Below are 23,857 nucleotides of genomic sequence, written 5' to 3'. Positions count from 1 at the left end.
GGCGTCCGTCCGCCCGGCGGACATGGCACATCTGTCAGAAGTACGAGTTCTTCTCCGTAAAAGGAGCACCATGTCCCTCCCCGTTACGCGTCGGATCGCCCGAGCCGCCCTGCTGGTCGCGGCGGGCGCCGCTCCCGTGGTCGCCGCGGCCGGATCCGCGAACGCTGTGAACCTGCCGCCTCAGGGCAACGAGCTGGGCGGACTGACCACCGTGGACTCCGCGAACACCGCCAAGACCCTGGACGGCGCCGCACGGACCGGCGTCGGCCTGGTCAACAAGACCGGCGACGAGGCCGCGCGCACCCTCGCCCCCGCGCTGGTCCGGACGCTGGCCCCGATCGTCGAGGAGGCCGCGCCGCTGACCCAGGAGACCGCCCGTCAGGCGGAGGACGCGGCCCGTCCGGTCGCGAAGAAGGGCATGTCGACCAACTCGCTGGCCGGCGAGGCGGTCAAGCGCCTCGTGGGCGCCCCCCAGGAGCCGCGCATGCCGGTCCACGGCCTGATCGGCGGGCTCCCGATCGGCACCAGCACCCACTCCAACTGATCTTCCGCACGACGCCGCGGGGGCCCGGGGAACTGCTCTCCCCGGGCCCCCGTGCGTGCGGTGGTTCAGCGGCTCATGCGGTCAGGCGGCGCACCGCGGCGGCCACCCGCTCGTCGGTGGCGGTGAAGGCGATCCGGACGAACTGCTCCCCCGCGGTGCCGTAGAAGTCGCCGGGGGCGACCAGGATGCCGCGCTTGGCGAGGTCGCCGACGGTGTCCCAGCAGGGCTCGTCGCGGGTCGCCCAGAGGTAGAGCGACGCCTCGCTGTGCTCGATGCGGAAGCCCGCGGCCTCGAAGGCGGTGCGCAGCGCGGTGCGGCGGCCGGCGTAGCGCTCGCGCTGCTCGGCGACGTGCACGCTGTCGCCGAGCGCCGCGACGGTGGCGGCCTGGACAGGCGCGGCCACCATCATCCCGCCGTGCTTGCGGATCTGGAGGAGGTCGTCGAGGACCGCGGCGTCGCCGAGCAGGAACGCGGAGCGGTAGCCGGCGAGGTTGGAGCGCTTGGACAGCGAGTGGACGGCGACGATGCCCTCGTAGGAGCCGCCGCAGACGTCCGGGTGCAGGACGGAGACCGGCTCGGCGTCCCAGCCCAGTTCGAGGTAGCACTCGTCGCTGAAGACCAGGACGCCGTGCTCGCGGGCCCAGGCGACGGTGCGGCGCAGCTCGTCGACGGTGAGCACCTGGCCGGTGGGGTTGGACGGGGAGTTGAGCCAGAGCAGCTTCAGGCCGGTCGGGTCCAGGTCGATGCCCGCGCCGGAAGAGGCGAACGTCTCGGCGTCGTAGACGACCGGCTCGGCGCCGGCCAGGCGGGCGCCGACCTCGTAGGTGGGGTAGGCCAGCCGCGGGTAGGCCACCTTGTCGCCGGGGCCCAGGCCCAGCTGGGTCGGCAGCCAGGCGACGAGTTCCTTGGAACCGACGACCGGCAGCACGTTGGTGTGCGCCAGGTCGGGGGCGCCGAGGCGGTCGGCGGCCCAGCCGGTGAGCGCGTCCCGGAGGGCGGTCGTGCCCCACACCGTGGGATAGCCGGGGCTGTCCACCGCGTCGGTGAGCGCGCGCTGGACCAGCGCGGGCACCGGGTCGACCGGGGTGCCGACGGAGAGGTCGACGATGCCGTCCGCATGGGCGGCGGCGGTCGCCTTGTACGGCTCCAGGCGGTCCCACGGGAAGGCGGGCAGGCGGTCGCGGAGGGTCGCGCCTGACGGGTGGCGGGAGGAGACTGCGCCCACGGTGCTCTCTTTCTCGTACGGGGTGGCGCGGGGGACGTCGGCGCGCGAAAACGCCTCGGTCCCGTACAGCGGGTGGGCCGTACGGGACCGGGCGGCGCCGTATGGCCTTCCCCAGCTCATGCCGGGGCTATCCCCAGCGGCCTCGGAGGCACGGGAGGAGCCGGCCGGCTCCACTCCGCCCTCCGGGGTGTCAGTGGTCCTGGTTCTGCGGCGGCAGCGCGGCGATGAACGGGTGGTCGCGCTCGATCAGGCCGAGCTTGCTGGCACCGCCCGGGGAACCGAGCTCGTCGAAGAACTCCACGTTCGCCTTGTAGTAGTCCTTCCACTCCTCAGGAGTGTCGTCCTCGTAGAAGATCGCCTCAACCGGGCAGACCGGCTCACAGGCACCACAGTCGACGCATTCGTCCGGGTGGATGTACAAGGACCGAGAGCCCTCGTAGATGCAGTCGACGGGGCACTCCTCGATGCATGCCTTGTCCTTGACGTCGACACAAGGCTGCGCGATGACGTAGGTCACGCTGTCGTTCCTCCTCGGTAGGGCCGGCGGACCGATCGGCGGTACCGCCGCTGGGCGCGCGGGAGCGCGGCGTCGTCGATGCCCGCCACCTAGTATCTCCGTTCCCGGGCACGAGACGAACAAGAGGGGCGGTTAGAGATCAATGGAATTCCTCTCCGGCGGGCGCGCGGAGGTCCGGATCACCCGTGCCGACGTGGGCAAAAGGGTATCCGTCCGGCGCTTGACCGGGGCTCCGGCCGGGGAGCCCGCGTTCACCGACGCGATCGGCGTTCTCACATCATGGGACGACGGTGTGCTGAGCATCACACGGCGGGACGGCGGATCCGTACGGGTCGAGGAGTCTTCGCTGGTAGCGGCCAAGGTTGTCCCGGCTGCGCCGGCCCGCCGGAAGGTCCCGGCGGCCACGGTGCGGGAGCTCCAGGAGGTGGCCGCCCGCGGGTGGCCTGCCGTTGAGACGGAGCGTCTCGGTGAGTGGACGTTGCGGGCGTCCGTCCAGGAGACGGCGCACGCGGCGGGCGCTCCCGGCGGCCCGGAGCGGACCGGCTTCACCCGCCGCGCCAACTCCGTGCTGCCGCTCGGCGACCCCGGCGTCCCCCTGGACGAGGCGCTGGACCGGGTCACCCGGTGGTACGCCGATCGCGGACTGCCCGCCCTGGTCTCCGTCGCCACCGGGCGGGCGGACGCCGACGAGCGACTGGCCGCGGCGCTGGCCGAGCGCGGATGGCGCGACGAGGCGCACACCTCCGTGCGGATCGCGGCGCTGGCGCCGCTCGCGGACACCGGGGCGGACACCTCGGGCGTACTGCTCTCCCGGCAGCCGGACGACGGCTGGCTGGGCCTGTACAACCGGACCGGGGCGGCCACGGCGACGGGGCTGGCGGTGCTGACCGGCGGCCCCTCGGTGTGGTTCGCACGGGTGCCGGCGCCGGACGGCGGCACCGCGGCGATCGGACGGCTGACTGTCGACGGGCGCTGGGCGGGGTTCGCCGCGGTGGAGACCGCGCCCGAGCGGCGGCGCGAGGGACTGGCAACACTGGTGATGGCGGCGCTCGCCGAGCGGGCCCTGACCGAGGGCGCCTCGGCTGCGTACCTCCAGGTCGAGGCGGACAACGCCGGCAGCCGGGCGCTCTACGACGGGCTGGGGTTCGTCGAGCACCACGGCTATCACTATCGACGCGGCCCGGCGGGCGGCGGGGCCGGGATCTGAGGGGGTATCCGTCCGGTATGGGTGAGCGAGCGGAGCGCGGGGAACCGGGGCCCGAGCGGGACGCGGCGCGCGACGAGCGGCGGCGGCAGTTCGCGGCGGCGGCCCGCGAGGAGCGGCCCGACCTCGCGCTGCTGTGCCTGTTGATCGGCGCCGAGGCTGATCCCGCCCTGGACGAGGCCGGTGTCGACGCGGCCCAGATCGAACTGGACCGGCTGGCCGGTCTGCTGCCGCACTCCCCCGCCGGCGGCCCCGGCGCCTGGGCCCGGAACCTCGCCGAGCTGCTGGGCACCCGGGAGGGCTTCGTGGGCTCGCCCGGCGCCTACCGCAGGCTGGAGTCGTCGCTGCTGCACGAGGTGCTGCGGCGGCGCCACGGGCTGCCGATCCTGCTGTCGGTGGTCTGGCTGGAGGTCGCCCGGCGGGCCGGGGCGCCGGTGTACGGGGTGGCGCTGCCGGGCCACTTCGTCGTCGGCCTCGGGGATCCGGCCGGGCGGCATGTGCTGGCGGATCCGTTCGAGGGCGGGCGGCTGCTCACCGACCAGGACGCGGCGATGATCGTCGCGGGGGCGACCGGTGAGGCGCTGACCCCGGGGATGCTGACCCCGGCCGGCCCGTTGGAGATCGTCCAAAGGATCCTCAACAACATCCGGGCCTGGGCCCAGGCCCGGCCGGAGCACAGCGCGGTCCATCTGTGGGCGCTGGACCTGTCGCTGCTGCTGCCCAGCCATCCGGCGCGACTGCGCCATGAACGCGCCCAACTCCTCGTCCAGCGGGGCGAGTTCCTGGCCGGGGCGGCCGAGTTGGAGGAGTACGCGCGGGTGCTGGAGCCGGTCCAGCCGGCCGCGGCGACCGCGCTGCGCCGGGAGGCCGGGGCGGCCCGGGCCCGGCTGAACTGAGGGCTCGACGGGGCCGGGCCCGGTCAGGCCGCCGCGGTCCGGGCCGGCGCCGGCGCGGTCTGCTCCGCCGGGGCACGGCGGACGACCAGCAGCGTGGCGTCGTCCTTCAGGTCGCCGCCGGTGAAGCGCTCCAGGTCGGCACGGAGGGTGCGGGCCAGCTCGACCGGCTCCAGGTCGACCCAGGCGGTGAGCCGCTCGGCCAGCGGGTAGAAGCGGCCGTCGCCGCCGCGGGCCTCGGTGACGCCGTCCGTGCACAGCACCACCCAGTCGTGGGGTTCGTGCTGGATGCGGACGCTCCGGCGCGGTTCGCGGCTGAGTCCGCCCAGCCCCAGGGGGAGCCCGCCCTCGCCGTCGGAGCGCTCCTGGACGATGCCGTCCCGCACCACGTAGTACGGGATGTGGCCACAGGACAGGAGCCGGGCCCGGCCGGGCGCGCGGACCTCCAGCAGCAGTGCGGTGACGAAGCGCTCGTCGGCGCCCTCCTTGGCGGAGCGGGCGTTGTAGCGGGTCAGCGCCTGCTCCATCCGGCCGGCCACGCCCTCCAGCGACTCCTGGTACTGCGCCGCCTCGCGGAACGACGCCAGCACCTCCAGACCCGCGCCGATCGCCGGCATGCCCTTGCCCTGGACGTCGCCGATCATCAGCCGCAGCCCGTGCGGGGTGTCGACGGCCTCGTAGATGTCGCCGCCGACCCGGGCGCCCTCCTGGGCGGACACATAGAAGCCGTACGCCTCCAGCGGTCCGGCGCGCAGCGGCAGCTCGCGCAGCATCGCCCGCTGCACGGTGTCGGCCACCAGAGTGGTGCGGGCGTGCAGCGCCTCACGTTCGAGTCGGGTACGGCACAGCACCAGGGCGAAGACGCCCACCAGGAACGCGCCGAAGACGCCGACAACCCGGCTGGCCGGGGCCCAGTCCGGCACCGTCAGCAGATCGACGTAGGTGAGGCAGACGACGTAGACCACGGCCACCAGCAGCGTCCGGTGGTAGGAGCAGCGCAGCGCGGCGACCAGCGGGGCGATGCCCATGAAGGCGGAGATGTGCAGCTCCGGGCCGGTCGTCGCGTCCACGGTCGCGACGATCAGGATGGCGAGAATCAGCAGCGCGGGGGTGAGGAGGCCACCCTCGGCGGGGCGATGGGCTGGCATGACACTTCAAGCCTGCGGGACGTTCCGCGAGCCCGCACAGGGGCGAAGGCCCGGCCGCGCACCGGCGAAGGTCCTGGACACGGCGCCGACGGTGCGATCGGCCCGGGCCGGCCAGGCCCCATCGGACAGACCTAGAGCCAGCCCTTGTCGCGGGCGGTGCGGACCGCCTCGGCGCGGTTGCGGGCGCCGGTCTTCTGGATGGCGAGCGAGAGGTAGTTGCGGACCGTGCCCTGGGACAGGTGCAGGGCGGCCGCGATCTCGGCGTTGGTGGAGCCGTCGGCGGCGGCCCGGAGCACCTCGCGCTCGCGGTCGGTCAGCGGGCTGGCGCCGTCAGCCAGCGCGGCCGCCGCCAGCACCGGGTCGATGACCCGCTCCCCGCGCAGCACCCGGCGCACCGCCTCCGCGAGCCGGGCCGCCGGGGCGTCCTTGACCAGGAAGGCGTCCGCGCCCGCCTCCATGGCCCGGCGCAGATAGCCGGGGCGGCCGAAGGTGGTGAGGATGACGACCTTCACGTCGGGCAGCTCCGCGCGCAGCAGGGCGGCGGCGTCCAGTCCGCTCAGGCCCGGCATCTCGATGTCCAGCAGTGCGACATCGACCTCGTGGGCCCGCGCCTGCCCGACGACCTCGTCGCCGCGCGCCGCCTGGGCGACGACCTCCAGGTCGTCCTCCAGGGACAGCAGCGCTGCCAGCGCCTCCCGGACCATCGACTGGTCCTCCGCCAGCAGCAGTCTGATCATGCGGGTCAGCTTACGGCCTGGCACCGACACGGCGGCCCGCAGCCGGCGCGGGGAAAGCGGGCGGGAACGGCGCGTAGGGGGCCCGGCCGCCCCGGGCCCGGCCGCGCCCCGAATCCGCCGGACACACCCCCTAGAGCGAGCGGTTCGCCGCTCCGGGAGCCGTGTCCGGCACGGGTATCGGGTCGTCGGGGGACGCGGCGGGAGTGCTCTTGGGGACGTACGCGCGCAGGGTGAAGCCCCGCGACCCGCGGGGCTGGCCGGTCTCCAGACGGCCGTCGGCGAGTGCCAGCCGCTCGCGGAGGCCGGCCAGGCCGTTGCCGTCGTGCTGGGTGCGGGGCGGGCCGTCCCCGTCGTCGCTCACCGTGAGGCAGACGTAGTGGCGGTCGTCGGCCTCCCACTCCTCGGTGAGCAGCAGTGCGCAGCGGCCGGCGCCGCTGTGCCGGACGACGTTGGTGACCGCCTCGCGCAGCGCCCAGGCCAGGGCGCCCTCGGTGTCGGCGGTCAGTCCGCGCGACTCGTCCTCCAGGGCCGGATCGACGGTCAGCGCGATGTCGGCGGTGCGCAGCGCGGCGCGGGCACCGGCCAGCTCCACGGCGAGGCGGGGGCGGCGGTAGCCGGTGACCGCCTCGCGGACGTCGACCAGGGCCTGGCGGCTGACCTGCTCGATATCGGCGACCTGCTTGGCGGCGTCCTCGGGGCGGCCGGGCAGCATCCGCCCGGCCAGCTCGCTCTTGAGCGTTATCAAGGAGAGCGAGTGGCCCAGCAGGTCGTGCAGATCGCGGGCGAGCCGCAGCCGCTCGTCGTTGGCGGCGAGGCGGGCGACCTCCTCCCGGGCGGCGCGGAGCTCCTGGGTGGTGCGGATCAGGTTCTGCACGCCGACCATGACGAAGCCGCTGCCGAGGGCGGGCAGGGCGTACGCGAAGAGGTAGTAGCCGCGTATCTCCGGATAGCGGGCGCCGACGACGATCACCACCGCGGTGACCAGCGGTATGGCCCAGCGGGAGCGCTGCCAGGGCAGCACCACGGCGGAGGCCACGCTGGTGAAGATGAACAGCACCAGCCAGGTGGAGCCCAGTGTCCATGTCAGGGCGACGGACAGCGCCAGCATCAACGCCAGCGGGGTGTACCGCTGGGAGACGGGCGGTCGGTGCCACATGTGGCGGAAGATCAGGACGACGTAGGCGAGGACGTAGAGCGCGAGGCCGGTGATGCCCCAGGTCCGCTGGGCGGTGCTGAAACCGTGGCCGGTCAGCTCCCCCACCGGGCCGGCGAGGTAGAGCAGCCAGACGGCGATCCACATCGCCTTGCGCAGGGCCTGGCGACGGCTGCGCGGCCGCTGTCCGATCAGCACCGGGTTCCGGTCGTCGAACGCGCTCTTCGTCTCCACCGGTCTCATGCCTTCCGAGTGTCCTTGCGATACAGCCAGGCCGCACCGCCCACGAAGAGGAGGAGGTAGCCGAGCAGGATCGCCATGTCCTTGACGTGCGGCGCGCCGCCGGCCTCGACGGCGGTGCCCAGCGCGGCGTAGGCGTGCGTCGGGAGCCACTCGGAGATGTTCTGCACCCACTGCGGCAGCAGCGTCATCGGCATCCACAGGCCGCCGAGGAAGGCCAGTGCGAAGAAGCAGAGCATGGAGATCGGGCGGACCGCGTCGCCGCTGGCCAGATAGCCGATGGCGACGCCCAGGGCGGCGAAGACGAAGCTGCCGAGCCAGGTGCCGACGGCGATGGCGATCCACTGCCAGGCTTCGAGGCGGACGCCCTTGACCGTCGCGGCGGCGATCATGACCAGCAGGATCGAGGGCAGGCTGACCGTCGCCGCGGCGGCTATCTTCGCGGCGACGTAGCCGCGGCCGGGCAGAGCGGTCAGCCGCAGCTGGCGCACCCAGCCCTGCTCGCGCTCCTTGGCGATGCGCTCGCTGTTGCCCAGCAGGACGGCGGTCATGGCGCCGAACGCGGCCATCGAGACCATGTAGTACAGGCCCATGTTGAGCCCCGTGCCGGGGATCGGCTTGCTGTCCGCGCCGCCGGCGATGATCAGGTAGAGCGCCGGCGGGTAGATCACCGAGAAGAACATGAACTTCTTGTTCCGCAGCGCGCGGATGATCTCAAGCTTGATCAGAGTGGTCATCGGGCCGCCTCCTCGGCGGTGGTGATGGCGATGAACGCCTGCTCCAGGCCGAGGCCGGAGACTTCGAGGTTGCGCGGGTAGAGACCGAGGCCGTAGAGGGCGTGCACGGTCGCGTCGGCGTCCTGGGACTGGATGCGGACGGTGCTCCCGGAGCCGCTGGCGGACACGGTCAGCGCGGTGAGGTGCGGCAGGGCCTCCAGCGCGGCGCGGTCGGCCGGCTCGGTCAGGTCGAAGTTGATCCGGCGGGCGCCGGCGCGGGCCTTGATCTCGGCGGAGGTGCCGTCGGCCAGCACCCGGCCGCGGTGCAGCACGATCACCCGGTCGGCGATCTCGTCGGCCTCTTCGAGGTAGTGCGTGGCGAAGAGGACCGTGCGGCCCTCCTGGGCCTGGCGGCGCATGGCGCCCCAGAAGGTCTGCCGGGAGGAGACGTCCATGCCGGTGGTGGGCTCGTCCAGCACGATCAGGTCGTTGGCTCCGGCGGTGGCGAGGGCGAACCGCACGCGCTGCTCCTGGCCGCCGGAGAGCTTGCCGACCAGGCGGTCGGCTATGTCCGTGATGCCGGCGTTGGCCAGGATCTGGTCCACCGGATAGCCCTGCGGGTGCAGATCGCGGGCCAGCTGGACCAGCTCGCGCACCTTGACGCCCTCCATGAGGCCGCCACTCTGGAGCATCGCGCCGACCTTGCCCTGCTGTATGGCGCGCTGCGGAGTGGTGCCGAACAGGGACACCGATCCGGTGTCGGGGGTGCGGAGGCCGAGGAGCAGGTCGAGGGTGGAGGACTTGCCCGCGCCGTTGGGGCCGAGGAGTGCGACGGTCTCGCCGGGGTGCAGCTCCAGGTGCAGATCGGCCACCGCGCGCACCGCGCCGTAACTCTTGCTGACCCCCTGGAAGCTGACCACCGGGGCCCGTCCCGCGTCCTGCGCGGTGGTGGCTGTGGTGGTAGCTGTCGTCGTCATGCCATTCAGCTTCCTGGATCGTCGGACCATGCGGCAGTGTCAACCGTCTGCGAATCGGCATGACAGATGTCATGGGTGAGGCCCCCTAGGGGGAATCCCGGAGGACTCGCCCCAGAGGGCCTCTGACCTGCTCTTTCCGTATTCTACGGCGGCCGGTGCGCGGTACCGCGGGCGTCAGCTGCCGTTGGTCGCGATGGTCTGCACGCGCTCGGCGGGGGTCTTGCCGACCAGTGCCTTGCCCACCGCGCTGGCCACCTCCTCGACGCTGACCGGGTGCTTGCTGCCGTCGCCCTTGGTCACCATGACGCTGTCGAAGGTGTTGCCGTAGAGCTCCTTGAGCGCCGGCCGGTCGTAGAACGGCACCAGCTGGCCACTGATGATCTTGAAGGACAGGAACTTCGGGATGGACTTCTGCGGACTGAAGGAGACCGCGTGCTGGGGGTCCGTCCGGACCGTGATCAGCCCGGACATCGCCGGCTCGGCGAACTGTTTGAGGGCCTTGTCCACCGCGGCCTTGTCGACCTTGGGCTGCTGGGTGGTGGCGGCGAGCACCACGGGGGTGTCGCTGCCGGTGCTGACACGGTCGAGGTAGGCGTCGGTGATCTTGCTCTCGGAGGCCGCGGCGTCGATCGCCTTGTGCGGCGCGCCGTAGTGCGGCACCGCCTTGCCGTTCTCGAACGTGATCCCGCCGTCCGCCGCCGCGTCCGCCGGCCCGGTCAGGCCCTGGAGCGCGACCGCCAGCTTCTCCTTGTCGGTGATCACCGCGGGCTGGGCGGTGCGCTTGACGCCGAAGAGCGAGCCGACGACGGAGACCGGGTTGTAGTCCCGGCCGGAGGCGTTGCGGACCGTCGCCTGCAGGTCGATATCCAGGCCCGCCCGGGCCGGCAGCAGGGTCTCGGTCCGGCCGTCGACGGTGATCTTGAGCGGTGCGGTGCGGCGGTCCTTGAGGGCGGTCTCCAGCTTCTTGACCGCGTCGTCCTTGGAGCTGCCGCCGATGTCGACGCCGAGCGCGGTGGTGTTGTTGGGGACGTCGGCGTGGTCGAGCAGCAGCCCGGCGCCGTAGGCGACGCCGGCCAGGACGACGACGGCGACGCCGATGAGCACCAGCTTGTTGCGGCCCTTCTTGGGCGGCTTGATCGGCTCGGGGATCTTGGGCCGCGGCTTGAGGGCGGCGCTCTCCTCGTCGCCACCGGACACCCCGGCGAACGGGGTGGCGGCGGCCGGTCCGGCCTTCCCGGGCACCTTGGGGATCCCGCTGACGAGGGTGTCGCCGGACACCCGGCCACCGGGGCCGCCGCTCTTCGGGCCGCCCTTGGGGCCGGTTCCGGCGCCCTTGTCCTTCCGGCCGCCCGTGATGCCGCCGGTGACACCGAGGCCGCCGGGCGACGACGGCTGCGGGGTGAGTTCGGCGGTGTCGTCGCTCATCCGGCCCGCGGCGCTCTTGCCGGCGCTGGGGTCGCTGAATCCGGGCGGGAGGTCGAGCGCCGAGTCGCCGCGCGCCGGGCCGGTCGTCGGGCCGTTGGGGGCGGCGCTGCCCGCCGGGGCGTCGAACGGGTTGCGGTCGCGGGCCGGCTGCGCCGGGGCGTCGAACGGCGAGCCGCCGCGCGGGCCACCGTCGAACGGGGACGCCTCGCCCCGCGGGCCACCGTCGAACGGGGAGGGCCCGGTCAGCGGATCGCCCCCGAGAGGGGCGCCGCCCAACGGGTCGCTGCCCAGCGGGTCGTTCCCGAGGGGGGCGCTCCCGAGGGGGGCGCTCCCGAGGGGGTCACCACCCAGGGGGTTGCCGACCAACGGGTCGCTGCCCAGGGGGTCGCCACCGAGCGGGTCGCTCTCGTAGGGCGAACCGCTGTGCCCGCGGGCGCCGTCGAACGGCGTGCCGGGGCTCTGCGCGACCGGCCCGGAGTCGGCCGGGGCGTCCGAGAAGTACGGGAGGTCCGGACGCTGCGCGGGCTTGCCACCGGCCGCCCCGGGCGCCGGGGTGGCGGCGGGTGCCGCCGGCGGCCCGCCGGCGGCACCCTGCGGCTTGCGCGGCGAGAACCAGTCGCTGGTCGTCTTCTCCTTCGGGGCGGCGGGTACCTCGCCCGCCGCCGCCTCCGGCCGCGGCGTCTCCGCCGTGCGCTCGGCGGGCCGTTCGCCGCCGAAGGCCGGACCGGACGTCCCCGGGGAACCGGACGGGCCGGCGGAACCGCCGGATGCAGCCGATGCGTTCATGCCGGACTCCTCACCGACGGGCTTGCGCACGACGACCGGCGGGATGGGGCGGGACCCCGGAATGTTGATCTTGATCCGCGTGGTCAGCGTGGTCTCGGTTTTGGGCTCCTCCGGCCGGTCCGCGGCTCCGGGCACCGGCGTCTCGCCGGTTTCTCCCCTGGGCGAGCCGTAGGGCGGTGTCCCCGACGGGTACACGGCTCCGCCACGGCCCCGGGGGCCGGAGGACGAACTGTCAGATTCACGACTCAAAGCAGGTTCTCCCGGTTGGCTCCGCCGCTCGTCAGAGATGATCCTCGGCCTCGGGCCGAGTGGGGGAGCCCCCAGCGTTAGCTGGGGAAGCGCCCCCAGGGCGGCGCGGCGGCGCGCACCACCATACTGGCCGCTGCCGGCCGACACTCGGGGTGCGCGGGAAGACCGCCGCACCGGGATCCGCCCCCGCACCGCGGCCGGTCACCCGGAACCGCGCGGCATCCGTCCTGGTATGAACCACGTCATCCGCCAACTCGGCCCGGGGACACGCCGGTAGCACGCACCTGGCTCCCGGTGGCGCAGATCACAGCGATCACGATGCCGCCCAACAGGAAGGCGTACGAACCGATACCCGGCCCGAACAGGAAATCGCCCTCCGGCCGGACCTCGCTGAGCAGCAGGAACACCGTCACCAGCCAGGCGGCGCCGGGCACCAGCACCCCGCCCACGGTCCCGGTGGCCCGGGAGCCCCCGTAGAAGAGGCCGACCATGCCGGCCAGGGCCAGCAGCAATCCGCCCGGGAACCAGGCCGCTTGGAGAAGCGTTCCGGCGAACGCGAGCAGGACGCCCGCGACCAGCAGCAGGACGTACACGCCCACCCGACCCGGCGTCAGCGGTGCGCCCGGCACGGGCCGGCCCGCCGGCGCCGCGGGGGTACCGCCACCGCGTGCCGCGGCCGGGCCGCCGCCGGACGCCCGCGTCCGCCGTCCGTTGTCCGCCTTGTTCGCCTTCTCCGCGTCGCCGCCGTTACGGGCGCCGCCCTTGTCCGCGGCCCCGCCACCCTTGGACGTCGTCATTCCGCCGCCTCCTCAATTCGGGCACTCTCCTCCATACCCACCAAATCCGTCGACTCCCCGATTCCCGCGAAGAGATCGTCCTCGCGTTCCCCGTCGGCCGCGCCGGACGCCCCGTGGACCAGCCGGTAGTGCTCGGTGCCGAACAGTGGCTGACCCAGGGCGTTGGAGAGCGCGAAGAACGCCCCGTCGACCGCGATCTGCGTCACGTGCGCGCGCATCGCCGCGGCCTTCGCATCCGCGTACGCGCCCGCGCCCTCGCCCGCGAGCGATGCGGTGACCGCGTCGTCCGGGACCACACCCGGGACGTCGTCCACCGCCGCCACCCCGGCGAAGCCATGCCCGGCCGCGCGCACCGCGGCGAGGCCCGCCTCGACCTCCGAGCGGGGGGTGCAGTTCCAGTAAATCTTTTCGATCGCATACGCGCCGCCGAGATCCGGGCGGAAGACCGCCTCCGCGGCCAGCTCCGCGGCCCGCATCGCCACGCGGTGGGCCTGGATGTGGTCGGGGTGGCCGTATCCGCCATTCGGGTCATAGGTGACCAGGACCTGGGGGCGGACCTCGCGGATGACGGCCACCAGGTGGGCCGCCGCCTCGTCCACGGGGGCCTGCCAGAAGCAGCCCGGCCGGTCGTTCTGGGGCGCGCCCATCATCCCGGAGTCCCGGTAGCGGCCCGGGCCGCCGAGGAAGCGGTGGTCGGCGACCCCGAGGGCGGCCATCGCGTCGGCCAGTTCACCGACGCGGTAGGGGCCCAGGGTGTCGTCGCGGTCCGGCGCCAAGTGGGCGAGCTCGGGCGGGATGACCTCGCCTTCCTCGCCGCGGGTGCAGGTCACCAGGGTGACCAGTGCGCCCTCGGCGGCATATCTGGCCATGGTGACGCCGTTGTTGATCGACTCGTCGTCCGGGTGCGCGTGCACCAAGAGGAGGCGACGAGAGGGAACGGGCGCGGCGCCACGCGGCGCAGCGGCTCCGCTCGGGGTGGCGGCGGGCGACGGGTGGGAGGTCATGCGGACAGCCTACGAGCCGCCCGCCGCACCCTCCGCAGCCGATCGGGACGGCCGCCCACGCGCCCCGTGGAAGCGCGGGGCCGGGGGTTGGCCCGGGGTCCACCGGGCGGGCCGGTGTGGATCGCTCCGCGGCGCGCGGTGCCGGGCGGGGCGCCGGCCGCGGACCGGATGTCCGCGGGCGATGCGACGACGCGGGGCGCGAGCCTCTCCCCGCGTCAGCCAGGAACGTGCGACAGCAGGCCCCGCGGTCCCGCGGGGACCCTCCGGACAGGCCCCCGAGACCGCCGGGTCGCGATCAGAACTTGATACCGCCGAGCATCCCCGCGACATTGGTCGTCAGGGTCTTGATCGTCGGGGCGATGGACGAGCTGGCCAGATAGAAGCCCAGCAGCATGCAGACAAATGCATGCACCGTCTTCAGCCCGGACTTCTTGATCAGCAAGAAGACGATGATCGCCAGCAGCACCACCGCCGAAATCGAGAGTGCCACGGCGGCTCACCTCCAAGTACTCACGGTCCGGACAGAGTTGACGGTACGGGAGCCGACGGGTCGGCGCCATGTACCCGGGTATGCCAAGGGCTCTTTACCCCGTACCCACCACGCGCAAGGGATCATAACTTTCCGTCCTTGCGCATAAGTCGGTGCACCGGAGCACGACGGGGGCGCACGCCGTTTTCCACAGTCCCGCACCGGCGGGCTCCTCCCGCCGTAGGCTCGGCGGCATGACCGGACAGCTGCCCTTCCCCCGGCACTACGCGCGCACCCAGCGCTTCACACTCGGCACGCCCCGCGACTTCGCCCTCTCCCCCGACGGCGCGCGCGTCGTCTTCCTCCGGTCCCGCACCGGCACCGACCGCAGTCAGCAGCTCTGGGTCCTCGATCTGGACGGTGGAGGGGAGTTCACCGCGGCGGACCCGCACGCCCTGCTGGCCGGCGCGGACGAGGAGCTCCCCCCTGAGGAGCGGGCGCGCCGCGAGCGCAGCCGCGAGGGATCGGCGGGCATCGTCGGTTACGCCGTCGACTCCGCCGTGGAGTTGGCCGCCTTCGCGCTGTCGGGGCGGCTCTTCGTCTCGGAGCTGCGGGCCGGCACCACCCGGGAACTCCCCGCGTCGGGGCCGGTGGTGGACCCCCGCCCGTCCCCCGACGGCCGCCATGTGGCCTATGTGGCGAACGGCGCGCTGCGGGTCGTCGCGGCCGACGGCGGCGGCGACGGCGCCGCGGGCGCGGACCGGGCGTTGGCGGAGCCCGACGGCCCCGATGTCACCTGGGGGCTGGCGGAGTTCGTCGCGGCCGAGGAGATGGACCGCCACCGGGGCTTCTGGTGGTCCCCGGAGGGAGACCGGGTGCTGGCCGCCCGGGTCGACGACGCGCCGGTGACCCGCTGGTGGATCGCCGACCCCGCGCACCCGGACCGGGAGCCCGCGCGGGTGCCGTATCCGGTGGCCGGCAGCGCCAATGCCGAGGTCACCCTGGCGCTGTTCGGCCTGGACGGCTCCCGGACGGACATCCGGTGGGACACCGCGCGCTACCCCTATCTGGCCCGCGTGCACTGGTCGGCGGCCGGTCCGCCGCTGCTGCTGGTCCAGACCCGGGACCAGCGCGCCCAGCGCTATCTGACGGTCGACCCGGAGACCGGCGCGACCACCGTGGTGCACGAGGACCAGGACGACGCGTGGGTCGAGCCGTTCCCGGGGGCGCCGGCCTGGACGCCGGACGGGCGGCTGGTGCGGATCGCCGACGAGGGCGGCGCCCGGAAGCTGTTCGTCGGCGACCGGCCGTTGACCGGGGAGCCGCTGCACGTCCGGGCGGTGCTGGACATCGGCGAGGACGACGTCCTGTTCTCGGCGAGCGGCGCGGACACCCACGACATCGGGGTCTACCGGGCGTGGTTCCGCGGCAGCGGGGACCAGGGCGGCGGTGGGGGCACCACCCGTGCCTTTAGGGCATGGGGGAGGGTGGGCGAGCGGCCGTATCCGACGGTGTCCTCCGCGGTGCGCGGCGGGGAGCTGACGGTGCTGACCCAGGCGTCGTTGCAGCGACCGGGCGCCCGGTCGGAGGTGGTGCGGCTGGATCCGGACGGCGGCGAGAAGGTACTGGCCGTCATCGGCTCGTATGCCGAGACGCCGCATCTCACCGCCCGGCCGCGGCTGGTGCTCGCCGGTGAGCGCCGGATCCCGTGCGCGGTGCTGCTGCCGACCGGCTATACGGAGGGCGACGGTCCGCTGCCGGTGCTGCTCGATCCCTACGGCGGTCCGCACGGCCAGCGGGTGGTCGCCGCGCACAACGCCCATCTGACCTCCCAGTGGTTCGCCGACCAGGGCTTCGCGGTGATCGTGGCGGACGGCCGGGGCACCCCGGGCCGCTCCCCCGCGTGGGAGAAGGCGGTCTCCCGGAACCTCGGGCCGGTGGCCCTGGAAGACCAGGTGCACGCCCTGGAGGCGCTGGCCGGTTCCTTCCCGCTGGATCTGGGGCGGGTGGCGATCCGCGGGTGGTCGTTCGGCGGCTATCTGGCGGGCATGGCGGCGCTGCGCCGGCCGGAGGTCTTCCATGCCGCGGTGGTCGGGGCGCCGGTCACCGATCTGCGGCTGTACGACACCCACTATCAGGAGCGGTATCTCGGCCACCCGGACGAGGAGCCAGAGGTCTACGCCTTCAACTCCCTGGTGACGGACGAGGGGTTGTCCGGCGCGGTGGAACCGCACCGTCCGATGCTGATCGTGCACGGCCTGGCCGACGACAACGTGGTGGTGGCGCACTCCCTGCGGCTCTCCTCGGCGCTGCTGGCCGCGGGCCGGCCGCACGAGGTGCTGCCGCTGTCCGGGGTGACGCACATGGCGTCCCAGGAGCAGGTGGCGGAAAACCTGCTGCTGCTCCAGGTGGACTTCCTCAAGAGGTCGTTGGGCATCCACTGAGGACCGTGCGCCGGGCGACGATGCCTCCCGGTGCATGCCGGCGGCCGGGCTACCGGTCGCCGGCGGCGACCAACGGGCCCGTCATGACAACGCCCCCTGCGCACCGCGGTGGAGACGGCTCGTCCGCGGGACGGACACGTACCGCGGACGCGCGCCCGATGCACGTCACGGACAGGCACCCCACCACACGTCGTGGACCCGCGTCGTGAACAGGCACCCACCACACGTCGTGGACCCGCGTAGCGGACAGGCGCCCCGACGCACGTCATGGACGGACATCGTGCGGACACGTCGTCGGCACGACCCGCCGGCATCGGTGACCCACGACCTCCACCGCGTCCCCGCATTCGTGAAGGCGCTATCGCAGGTCTACACCAATCTCGTCCATCGGACAACAGACACGGGGGGATCGGGGCCCGAAACACCGACAAAACGGCGGTCGGCCGGGGCGCCGCTGGCACCTCCCGGCCGACCTACGGCACCCGCACGGCCGTACGTTGTTCAGCATGGAGCGTCCGTATATCGGTGATGCGACGGACAAGTTGCCTTCATGTTAAGGCGCTTGGGGACGATATGTCCCTCATGCCGTACATGACAACCCCGTGTCAAGCACGCGAGGGAGACGATCTGCGCAATCTTCGCTCAAGAAGCGGACGACCTGTGCACGAGCGCACCTCTTGCCCTTGACTCCGCCGTAAATCCCTTGCGAAAGTCGCGCTCATCCAGCGGTGCGACCGGTGCCGCTTCACGTTCCAAGAGAACTCGGCGCGGGGGCACTTCGCGATGACTAGTCCATCCCAGACCGCGGCAGGCAAGCCCGATACCCCGGGACTTGCATCCAAGGGTCTGAAGAAGGAAAAGAAGGGCAAGGGCGGTGAGCTCGTAGGCCGTTCCCCCGGGCAATTGATGTGGGCGCGCTTCAAGCGCGACCGCAGCGGCATGATCTGCGCGATCATCGTGCTCGCGTTCTTCGTCATCGCGGCCCTGGCCCCGGTGATCGCCTCGCTCTACGGCAAGAACCCGTACACGCTGTACGGCAGCGACAACCCCAATCTGCTGGACGAGTTCAGCTATCCGGCGGCGCCCAACGGCGGCATTTCCGGCGACTTCTGGTTCGGCATCGAGCCGGGCCTCGGCCGCGATCTGTTCACCAACCTGCTGTACGGCATGCGGACCTCGCTGGGCATCTCGCTCGCGGTCACCATCCTGGTGGTCATCACCGGCACCATCATCGGCATCACGGCGGGCTACCTGGGCGGCAAGACCGACTACTGGGTCGGCCGGCTGATCGACTTCCTGCTCGCCTTCCCCAGCCAGCTGACGTTCGTGGCGTTCATGCCCGCGGTGATCGCGGTCTTCGTGGCGCCGGGCGACGAGACCCCCACCTATATCCGCGTGATCGCGCTGATCCTCGTGCAGTGGGCGCTGGGCTGGATGGGTCTGGCCCGTCTGCTGCGCGGACAGGTGATGTCCCTACGGGAGCGGGACTTCGTCGAGGCCGCGAGGATCACCGGCGCCTCTCCCTGGCGGATCATCACCAAGGAGCTGCTGCCGAACGTGGTGACCCCGATCCTGGTGCAAAGCACCTACATGCTCCCGCTGTTCGTGACGGCGGAGGCCGGCCTGTCTTTCATGGGCGTCGGCATCGTGGACCCCACCCCCGACTGGGGGCGGCTGTTCAAAACGGCCGGCCAGATCTACGAGAACGACCCGACCTTCCTCCTCTTCCCCGGCGCCGCGATGGTGATCTTCGTGCTCTGCTTCAACCTGCTCGGGGACTCGGTCCGGGACGCGTTCGACCCCAAGTCCGGGCGCTGATCGCCCTCTTGACGGGGGCAGCTGTCACCCCCGCGCCGGTGGCGCACCGGATGCGTCAGACAGCACATCGGGACAACGACTGACAGGCAGGTGCTTGGATCCTCATGAACACACTCTCCACGCGTAGAACCCGCGCGGTGATCGTGGCCCTGGCGGCCGGTTCGCTCGCGCTCACCGGTTGCAGCGGCGGCAGCCGTTCGGGCAAGGACGACGCGCAGACCGACAAGGACGCGGCCTCCCAGTCCAAGGTGGTGCCGCTCGGCACCGCGGCGCAGTCCAACGGCCCCGCGGCCGCGGTGGCGGGCGCGCAGAACGGTGGCACCATCACCGTCTACCAGCGGGACAGCTACAACCACCTGGACCCGGCCCAGATGTACGTCAGCGACGTGGGCGACCTGGCCAAGTTGATCTTCCGTGGCCTGACCACGTACACGCAGGACGACAAGGGCAACAAGACCCTCGTCGGCGACCTCGCCACCGACGCCGGAAAGATGTCCGACGGCGGCAAGACCTGGACGTACACGCTCAAGGACGGCATCAAGTTCGAGGACGGCACGCCGATCACCTCGAAGGACATCCGGCACTCCATCGAGCGGATGTACGCGCCGTTCATCACCGAGGGTCCGACCTACATCCAGCAGTGGCTGTCGGGCGACGGCACGACCTACCGCAAGGCGCTGCCGGACGGCCCGTACAAGGGCGACCACCTGCCCAAGTCCGTCCTGGACACCCCGGACGACAAGACCGTCGTCTTCCACTTCAAGGTGCCGCAGACGCAGCTGCCCTACGCGCTGGCGATGGCGGGCTACAGCGCCGTCCCGGACAGCGCCAAGGACACCAAGGACAGCTACGACGTCGCGCCGGTCACCAGCGGTCCGTACAAGATCGCGTCGTTCAAGTCCGGCAAGTCCATGGCACTGGTGAAGAACCCGAGCTGGGACCCCAAGACCGACCCGGCGCGCCACCAGTACGTCGACGGCTACAACATCTCCTTCAACCACCAGTTCTCCGACTCCACCAAGCGGCTGATGGCCGACAAGGGCGAGGACCAGACCGCCATCAGCTTCACCAACGCCGTGGAGCCGACGCTGACCAAGCAGGTGCTGAGCGACCCCAGTGCCAGCAAGCGCCTGGTGCAGGGCTACCAGCCCTACGTCTGGCAGCTGAACATGAACATGGACCGCATCAAGGACAAGCGGATCCGTGACGCGATCACCTACGCGATGCCGAGCCAGCAGGTCGTGCGGATCGAGGGCGGCAGCTACGGCGGTGAGGTCGCCGGCGGTCTGCTCTCCCCGACCGTCGCGGGCTACGAGAAGGGCTACGACCCCTACGGCAAGCTGAAGAAGCCCAACGGCGACCCGGAGAAGGCCAAGCAGCTCCTGAAGGAAGCCGGCAAGGTGGGCATGAAGCTCGTCTACGCCTACGCCAACACCGAGATCCGGCAGAAGGAGTCCGTCGCCATCGCCGACGGGCTGACCAAGGCCGGCTTCGACGTGCAGAAGAAGGAGGTCGACTCCTCCTCCTGGTACCAGCAGATGGGCAAGGTCGACAACGGCTTCGACGTCTACCTGACCGGCTGGGGCCAGGACTGGCCGGACGCCTCCACGGTGATCCCGCCGTCCTACGACGGCCGCATCATCGCGGACGGTGCCTCCAACTACTCGCACGTCCGTGACCCGAAGATCAGCCAGGAGATCGACCGCATCCGGCAGATCCCGGACGTGCAGAAGCAGACCGCGGAGTGGCAGAAGCTCCACCACTACATCGTGGAGCAGGTCAACCCGGCCGCCCCGGTGTTCTTCGTCAAGTCGCTCCAGCTGTACGGCTCGAAGATCGGCGGCATCCGCTACAACACGGACACCAACTACCTCGACGTGAACACGCTGTTCGTCAAGAAGTAAGAAGTAAGCAGCACACAGCCGAAGGCATTCCGGAGTGCGCGCGCAAGGCGGGGCGCGCACTCCGGGGCCTTCCCGCCACCCCTCACCCCACTGCAGCCGCCGTCCTGAGAGCAGCGAACTGTCATGCTTCCCTTCCTACTTCGCCGGACGCTCGGCGCGGTCGTCATCCTCCTCCTGCTGAGCGCCTTCACCTTCTTCGTCTTCTTCTCCGTCGGTGATCCCGCGCTCATGGCGTGCGGCAAGAACTGCACCGCCGACAACGTCGCGCTCATCCACAAGAACCTGGGCCTGGACCAGCCCGTGCCCGTCCAGTACTGGCACTTCCTCGTCGGGATCTTCGCGGGCCGCGACTTCACCCTCGGCCACTGCAACGCCCCCTGCTTCGGTTACTCCTTCGCCACCAAGCAGGACGTCTGGTCCACGATGATGGACCGGCTGCCCCTCACCGCGTCGCTGGCCTTCGGCGGTGTCGTGGCCTTCCTGGTGATCGGCGTGGGCGCCGGCCTGCTCGCCGCCTGGAAGCGCGGCTCGCTGCTGGACAAGACGGTCACGAGTCTGTCGATGATCCTCAGCTCGGTGCAGATCTACATCCTCGGCCCCGTCGTGCTGGGCATCTTCGTCTACAGCGGCATCATGGCCGCTCCCGCGTACGTGAACCTCACCAGCGATCCGATCGGCTGGTTCATGGGCCTGCTGATCCCGTGGCTGGTGATGGCGACGATCTTCACCGCGCAGTACACCCGTATGGCGCGCTCGACGATGATCGAGCAGCTCCAGGAGGAGCACGTCCGCACCGCCAAGGCGAAGGGCATGCCGGCGCGTTACGTCTTCCTGCGGTACGCCTGGCGCGGTTCGCTGATCCCGATCGTCACCATCCTCGGTGTGGACCTGGGCTCGCTGTTCGGCGGCGCGATGATCACCGAGTTCACCTTCCAGCTGGCGGGACTCGGCCGGCTGGCGGTCGACTCGGTCACCACCCTGGACCTGCCGATGGTGATGGGCGTGATGATCTTCAGCGCCGCCCTGATCCTGGTTTTCAACATCGTCGTGGATGCGGCGTACGCGTTCATCGACCCGCGCGTGCGTCTGTCCTAGGAGAGCCTGTCGTGACCACACCCACCAAGACCGAGGAGACGCCGGCCCCGAACGGATCCGGCACCGGCTCCTTCCTCTCCGTCCGCGACCTGCATGTCCGCTTCTCCACCGAGGACGGCATCGTCAAGGCGGTCGACGGCCTCTCCTTCGACCTGGAGCGCGGCAAGACCCTGGGCATCGTCGGCGAGTCGGGCTCCGGCAAGTCCGTCACCAACCTCGCCGTGCTGGGGCTGCACAACCCCAAGGTCACGGAGATCACCGGTGAGATCCACCTGGAAGGCCAGGAGCTGACCGGCGCCAGGGAGAAGACCCTGGAGAAGCTCCGGGGCAACAAGATGGCGATGATCTTCCAGGACGCGCTGACCGCCCTGTCGCCGTACTACACCGTCGGGCGGCAGATCGCCGAACCGTTCATGAAGCACACCGGCGCCAGCAAGCGCGAGGGCCGGCAGCGCGCGATCGAGATGCTCACCAAGGTCGGCATCCCGCAGCCCAACCTGCGAGTGGACGACTACCCGCACCAGTTCTCCGGCGGTATGCGGCAGCGCGCCATGATCGCCATGGCGCTGGTCTGCAACCCGCAGCTGCTGATCGCCGACGAGCCGACCACCGCCCTGGACGTCACCGTCCAGGCGCAGATCCTGGACCTCCTCAAGGACCTCCAGCAGGAGTTCGGCTCCGCGATCATCCTGATCACCCACGACCTGGGCGTGGTCGCCGACGTCGCCGACGACCTGCTGGTGATGTACGGCGGCCGGGCGGTGGAGCGCGGTTCGGTGCGGGAGATCCTCACCGAGCCCCGGCACCCGTACACCTGGGGCCTGCTCAGCTCCATGCCGCGGCTCTCCTCGGACGTCAACGAGGAGCTGCACCCGATCCCGGGCTCGCCGCCGAGCCTGCTCAACCCGCCGTCGGGCTGCGCCTTCAACCCGCGTTGCGCGTTCACCGCGGAGGTCGACGGCGACCTGTGCACCGGCGAGCGCCCGCCGCTGGCGCCGGGCCGGGCCGCCGCCTGCCACCTCACCTCAGAGCAGAAGCAGACCTTCTTCACCGAGCAGATCAAGCCCCGGCTGGGCTAGGGAGCTACCACCATGGCCAAGAACGACACCCTGACCGCGCCCGGAGCCGCCGCGGCCACCCAGAGCGAGCCCCTGCTCACCGCCGAGGGACTGACCAAGCACTTCCCGATCTATGGCGGCTTCCCGTTCAAGCGGAAGGTCGGCGCCGTCCAGGCGGTCGACGGGGTGGACCTGACCGTCCACGCCGGTGAGAGCTTCGGCCTGGTCGGTGAGTCCGGCTGCGGCAAGTCGACCACCGGTCGGCTGCTCACCCGGCTGATGGAGCCCACCTCGGGCAAGATCACCTACGCGGGTCAGGACATCACACACGCCAACCGCAAGCAGCTGGCGCCGATCCGCTCCGAGATCCAGATGATCTTCCAGGACCCGTATGCCTCGCTGAACCCGCGGCAGACGGTCGGCACGATCATCAGCGGGCCGATGGAGATCAACGGGATCAACCCGGTCGGCGGCCGGGAGAAGCGGGTCCGCGAACTCCTGGAGACCGTGGGCCTCAACCCCGAGCACTACAACCGCTTCCCGCACGAGTTCTCCGGCGGTCAGCGGCAGCGCATCGGCGTGGCCCGGGCGCTCGCCCTGGAGCCCAAGCTGATCGTCGCGGACGAGCCGGTCTCCGCCCTGGACGTCTCCATCCAGGCGCAGGTGGTCAACCTGCTCCAGGACCTCCAGCGCGAACTGGGCATCGCGTTCATCTTCATCGCCCACGACCTGGCGATCGTCCGGCACTTCAGCGAGCGGGTCGCGGTGATGTACCTCGGCAAGATCGTCGAGGTGGGTACCCGCGACGAGATCTACAACCGGCCGCGCCACCCGTACACCCACGCCCTGCTCTCGGCCGTGCCCGAGCCGAAGCTGGCCGAGGAGGGCGAGGAGGAGCGCGAGCGGATCCGGCTCGCCGGCGACGTCCCCTCCCCCGTCAACCCGCCGTCCGGCTGCCGGTTCCGCACCCGCTGCTGGAAGGCGCAGGAGAAGTGCGCGACGGAGGAGCCGCCGCTGATCCAAATCGCCCGGAACGACGCCGGCCACCTGACCGCCTGCCACTTCCCGGAGGAGCCGACGACCGCGTCCCGCGGCGAGGACATCATCCTGGACCCGGCGCTGGCGGCGATCGAGGAAAACGGGATGGCTGACACCGACAGCTCGGAGAGCTGAACCTGCCGCGCCTAAACCGCCGATACACGGCGCTGGGGCCCGCTTCATTCAAAGGAAGCGGGCCCCAGCGCTGCTCGGGTGTTGCGGTTGCGGTCTACGGCCGGGCGGGGCGACTGATTTCGCGTACGCAGTCCAGGCGCACCCACCCTCCGCCGACTACGAGCCGGGGCCGATCTTTGGAGTGCTTGCCGCATCAGGTTGAGGCGGGGCGGGCGAGTTCCCTGTGCCCTCCGCCAGCCTCTACTGACGGAAGACACCACCTAAACGGTCTTGCGGCCATA

20 protein-coding genes are annotated in these 23,857 nt (G+C 71.6%); 9 read left to right on the top strand and 11 right to left on the bottom strand.

All coding sequences use genetic code 11. From position 1 onward, the window contains the following. Positions 1–70: 70 nt before the first annotated feature. A complete protein-coding gene (locus tag JNO44_RS27730; protein ID WP_205366551.1) occupies positions 71–544 on the top strand; it encodes an ATP-binding protein in 474 nt (157 codons plus the stop codon). A gap of 73 nt (positions 545–617) precedes the next feature. Here JNO44_RS27730 and dapC read toward each other — a convergent pair whose 3' ends face one another. Beyond that, on the bottom strand, positions 618–1,769 hold the full coding sequence (dapC, locus tag JNO44_RS27725) for a succinyldiaminopimelate transaminase (protein ID WP_205370641.1): 1,152 nt from the start codon (positions 1,767–1,769) through the stop codon (positions 618–620). A 190-nt stretch (positions 1,770–1,959) separates the two neighbouring features. After that, the gene (gene fdxA, locus JNO44_RS27720) at positions 1,960–2,286 is read right to left on the bottom strand and encodes a ferredoxin (protein ID WP_016573354.1); all 327 of its coding nucleotides are present in this window, start codon (positions 2,284–2,286) and stop codon (positions 1,960–1,962) included. A 142-nt stretch (positions 2,287–2,428) separates the two neighbouring features. On the opposite strand from fdxA, the gene JNO44_RS27715 reads away from it, so the two are divergent. Beyond that, entirely contained in the window at positions 2,429–3,493 is a 1,065-nt protein-coding gene (locus JNO44_RS27715; RefSeq protein ID WP_205366550.1) for a GNAT family N-acetyltransferase, read from the top strand. A gap of 17 nt (positions 3,494–3,510) precedes the next feature. Further along, the gene (locus JNO44_RS27710; protein ID WP_205366549.1) at positions 3,511–4,386 is read left to right on the top strand and encodes a transglutaminase family protein; all 876 of its coding nucleotides are present in this window, start codon (positions 3,511–3,513) and stop codon (positions 4,384–4,386) included. Positions 4,387–4,409: 23 nt separating this feature from the next. Here the strand turns inward: JNO44_RS27710 and JNO44_RS27705 are convergent, their stop codons facing one another. The 9 genes from JNO44_RS27705 to JNO44_RS27665 form a co-directional block, all read right to left on the bottom strand. After that, positions 4,410–5,531 carry a PP2C family protein-serine/threonine phosphatase gene (locus JNO44_RS27705; RefSeq protein ID WP_205366548.1) on the bottom strand — a complete coding sequence of 374 codons (1,122 nt, stop codon included), beginning with the start codon at positions 5,529–5,531 and terminating at the stop codon, positions 4,410–4,412. A gap of 131 nt (positions 5,532–5,662) precedes the next feature. Beyond that, a complete protein-coding gene (locus JNO44_RS27700) occupies positions 5,663–6,268 on the bottom strand; it encodes a response regulator transcription factor (RefSeq protein WP_180990357.1) in 606 nt (201 codons plus the stop codon). Between the two features lie 130 nt (positions 6,269–6,398). Beyond that, the gene (locus tag JNO44_RS27695; protein ID WP_205366547.1) at positions 6,399–7,664 is read right to left on the bottom strand and encodes an ATP-binding protein; all 1,266 of its coding nucleotides are present in this window, start codon (positions 7,662–7,664) and stop codon (positions 6,399–6,401) included. Further along, a complete protein-coding gene (locus JNO44_RS27690) occupies positions 7,661–8,398 on the bottom strand; it encodes an ABC transporter permease (protein ID WP_039633077.1) in 738 nt (245 codons plus the stop codon). Before JNO44_RS27690 ends, JNO44_RS27695 begins: the two co-directional genes overlap by 4 nt. Continuing rightward, on the bottom strand, positions 8,395–9,354 hold the full coding sequence (locus tag JNO44_RS27685; protein WP_205366546.1) for an ABC transporter ATP-binding protein: 960 nt from the start codon (positions 9,352–9,354) through the stop codon (positions 8,395–8,397). Before JNO44_RS27685 ends, JNO44_RS27690 begins: the two co-directional genes overlap by 4 nt. 174 nt (positions 9,355–9,528) lie before the next feature. Further along, positions 9,529–11,565: a hypothetical protein gene (locus JNO44_RS27680; protein WP_240167683.1), complete on the bottom strand. Its 2,037-nt coding sequence runs from the start codon at positions 11,563–11,565 to the stop codon at positions 9,529–9,531. 491 nt (positions 11,566–12,056) lie between these two features. After that, on the bottom strand, positions 12,057–12,611 hold the full coding sequence (locus JNO44_RS27675) for a DUF6113 family protein (protein ID WP_205366544.1): 555 nt from the start codon (positions 12,609–12,611) through the stop codon (positions 12,057–12,059). Further along, entirely contained in the window at positions 12,608–13,615 is a 1,008-nt protein-coding gene (gene mshB / locus JNO44_RS27670) for an N-acetyl-1-D-myo-inositol-2-amino-2-deoxy-alpha-D-glucopyranoside deacetylase (protein WP_240167682.1), read from the bottom strand. Before mshB ends, JNO44_RS27675 begins: the two co-directional genes overlap by 4 nt. A gap of 295 nt (positions 13,616–13,910) precedes the next feature. Next, positions 13,911–14,105 (bottom strand): hypothetical protein, encoded by a 195-nt coding sequence (locus JNO44_RS27665; RefSeq protein WP_067347230.1) that lies wholly within the window; start codon positions 14,103–14,105, stop codon positions 13,911–13,913. A gap of 233 nt (positions 14,106–14,338) precedes the next feature. Here JNO44_RS27665 and JNO44_RS27660 point away from each other — a divergent pair, with 233 nt between their 5' ends. The 6 genes from JNO44_RS27660 to JNO44_RS27635 all read left to right on the top strand — a co-directional run bounded on the left by JNO44_RS27660 (position 14,339) and on the right by JNO44_RS27635 (position 23,576). Then, a complete protein-coding gene (locus tag JNO44_RS27660; RefSeq protein WP_205366543.1) occupies positions 14,339–16,528 on the top strand; it encodes a S9 family peptidase in 2,190 nt (729 codons plus the stop codon). Positions 16,529–17,311: 783 nt separating this feature from the next. Then, positions 17,312–18,346 (top strand): ABC transporter permease, encoded by a 1,035-nt coding sequence (locus JNO44_RS27655; RefSeq protein WP_205366542.1) that lies wholly within the window; start codon positions 17,312–17,314, stop codon positions 18,344–18,346. Between the two features lie 104 nt (positions 18,347–18,450). Beyond that, positions 18,451–20,250, top strand: coding sequence for an ABC transporter substrate-binding protein (locus JNO44_RS27650; RefSeq protein WP_205366541.1), 1,800 nt, complete (start codon positions 18,451–18,453; stop codon positions 20,248–20,250). Between the two features lie 123 nt (positions 20,251–20,373). Beyond that, complete coding sequence (locus JNO44_RS27645) at positions 20,374–21,345, top strand: ABC transporter permease (protein WP_039633093.1); 972 nt, start codon at positions 20,374–20,376, stop codon at positions 21,343–21,345. Positions 21,346–21,356: 11 nt separating this feature from the next. Beyond that, positions 21,357–22,424, top strand: a complete 1,068-nt coding sequence (locus JNO44_RS27640) for an ABC transporter ATP-binding protein (protein WP_205366540.1) — start codon at positions 21,357–21,359, stop codon at positions 22,422–22,424. Positions 22,425–22,436: 12 nt separating this feature from the next. Then, positions 22,437–23,576 carry an ABC transporter ATP-binding protein gene (locus tag JNO44_RS27635; RefSeq protein WP_205366539.1) on the top strand — a complete coding sequence of 380 codons (1,140 nt, stop codon included), beginning with the start codon at positions 22,437–22,439 and terminating at the stop codon, positions 23,574–23,576. The last annotated feature ends 281 nt before the right edge of the window (positions 23,577–23,857 follow it).

Source organism: Streptomyces noursei (genome assembly GCF_016917755.1).
In the GTDB taxonomy this organism is placed as follows: domain Bacteria; phylum Actinomycetota; class Actinomycetes; order Streptomycetales; family Streptomycetaceae; genus Streptomyces; species Streptomyces yunnanensis.
Note: the sequence above shows the minus strand (reverse complement) of the source record. Positions and strands in the feature narration are given on the sequence as shown.

Coding starts and splice junctions, on each gene's coding strand:
- JNO44_RS27715 (WP_205366550.1), top strand. CDS start 2,429: ATGGAATTCCTCTCCGGCGGGCGCGCGGAGGTCCGGATCACCCGTGCC.
- JNO44_RS27655 (WP_205366542.1), top strand. CDS start 17,312: ATGACTAGTCCATCCCAGACCGCGGCAGGCAAGCCCGATACCCCGGGA.
- JNO44_RS27695 (WP_205366547.1), bottom strand. CDS start 7,664: ATGAGACCGGTGGAGACGAAGAGCGCGTTCGACGACCGGAACCCGGTG.
- JNO44_RS27680 (WP_240167683.1), bottom strand. CDS start 11,565: ATGAACGCATCGGCTGCATCCGGCGGTTCCGCCGGCCCGTCCGGTTCC.
- JNO44_RS27650 (WP_205366541.1), top strand. CDS start 18,451: ATGAACACACTCTCCACGCGTAGAACCCGCGCGGTGATCGTGGCCCTG.
- mshB (WP_240167682.1), bottom strand. CDS start 13,615: ATGACCTCCCACCCGTCGCCCGCCGCCACCCCGAGCGGAGCCGCTGCG.
- JNO44_RS27635 (WP_205366539.1), top strand. CDS start 22,437: ATGGCCAAGAACGACACCCTGACCGCGCCCGGAGCCGCCGCGGCCACC.
- JNO44_RS27645 (WP_039633093.1), top strand. CDS start 20,374: ATGCTTCCCTTCCTACTTCGCCGGACGCTCGGCGCGGTCGTCATCCTC.
- JNO44_RS27660 (WP_205366543.1), top strand. CDS start 14,339: ATGACCGGACAGCTGCCCTTCCCCCGGCACTACGCGCGCACCCAGCGC.
- JNO44_RS27710 (WP_205366549.1), top strand. CDS start 3,511: ATGGGTGAGCGAGCGGAGCGCGGGGAACCGGGGCCCGAGCGGGACGCG.
- JNO44_RS27690 (WP_039633077.1), bottom strand. CDS start 8,398: ATGACCACTCTGATCAAGCTTGAGATCATCCGCGCGCTGCGGAACAAG.
- JNO44_RS27675 (WP_205366544.1), bottom strand. CDS start 12,611: ATGACGACGTCCAAGGGTGGCGGGGCCGCGGACAAGGGCGGCGCCCGT.
- JNO44_RS27705 (WP_205366548.1), bottom strand. CDS start 5,531: ATGCCAGCCCATCGCCCCGCCGAGGGTGGCCTCCTCACCCCCGCGCTG.
- JNO44_RS27685 (WP_205366546.1), bottom strand. CDS start 9,354: ATGACGACGACAGCTACCACCACAGCCACCACCGCGCAGGACGCGGGA.
- JNO44_RS27730 (WP_205366551.1), top strand. CDS start 71: ATGTCCCTCCCCGTTACGCGTCGGATCGCCCGAGCCGCCCTGCTGGTC.
- JNO44_RS27700 (WP_180990357.1), bottom strand. CDS start 6,268: ATGATCAGACTGCTGCTGGCGGAGGACCAGTCGATGGTCCGGGAGGCG.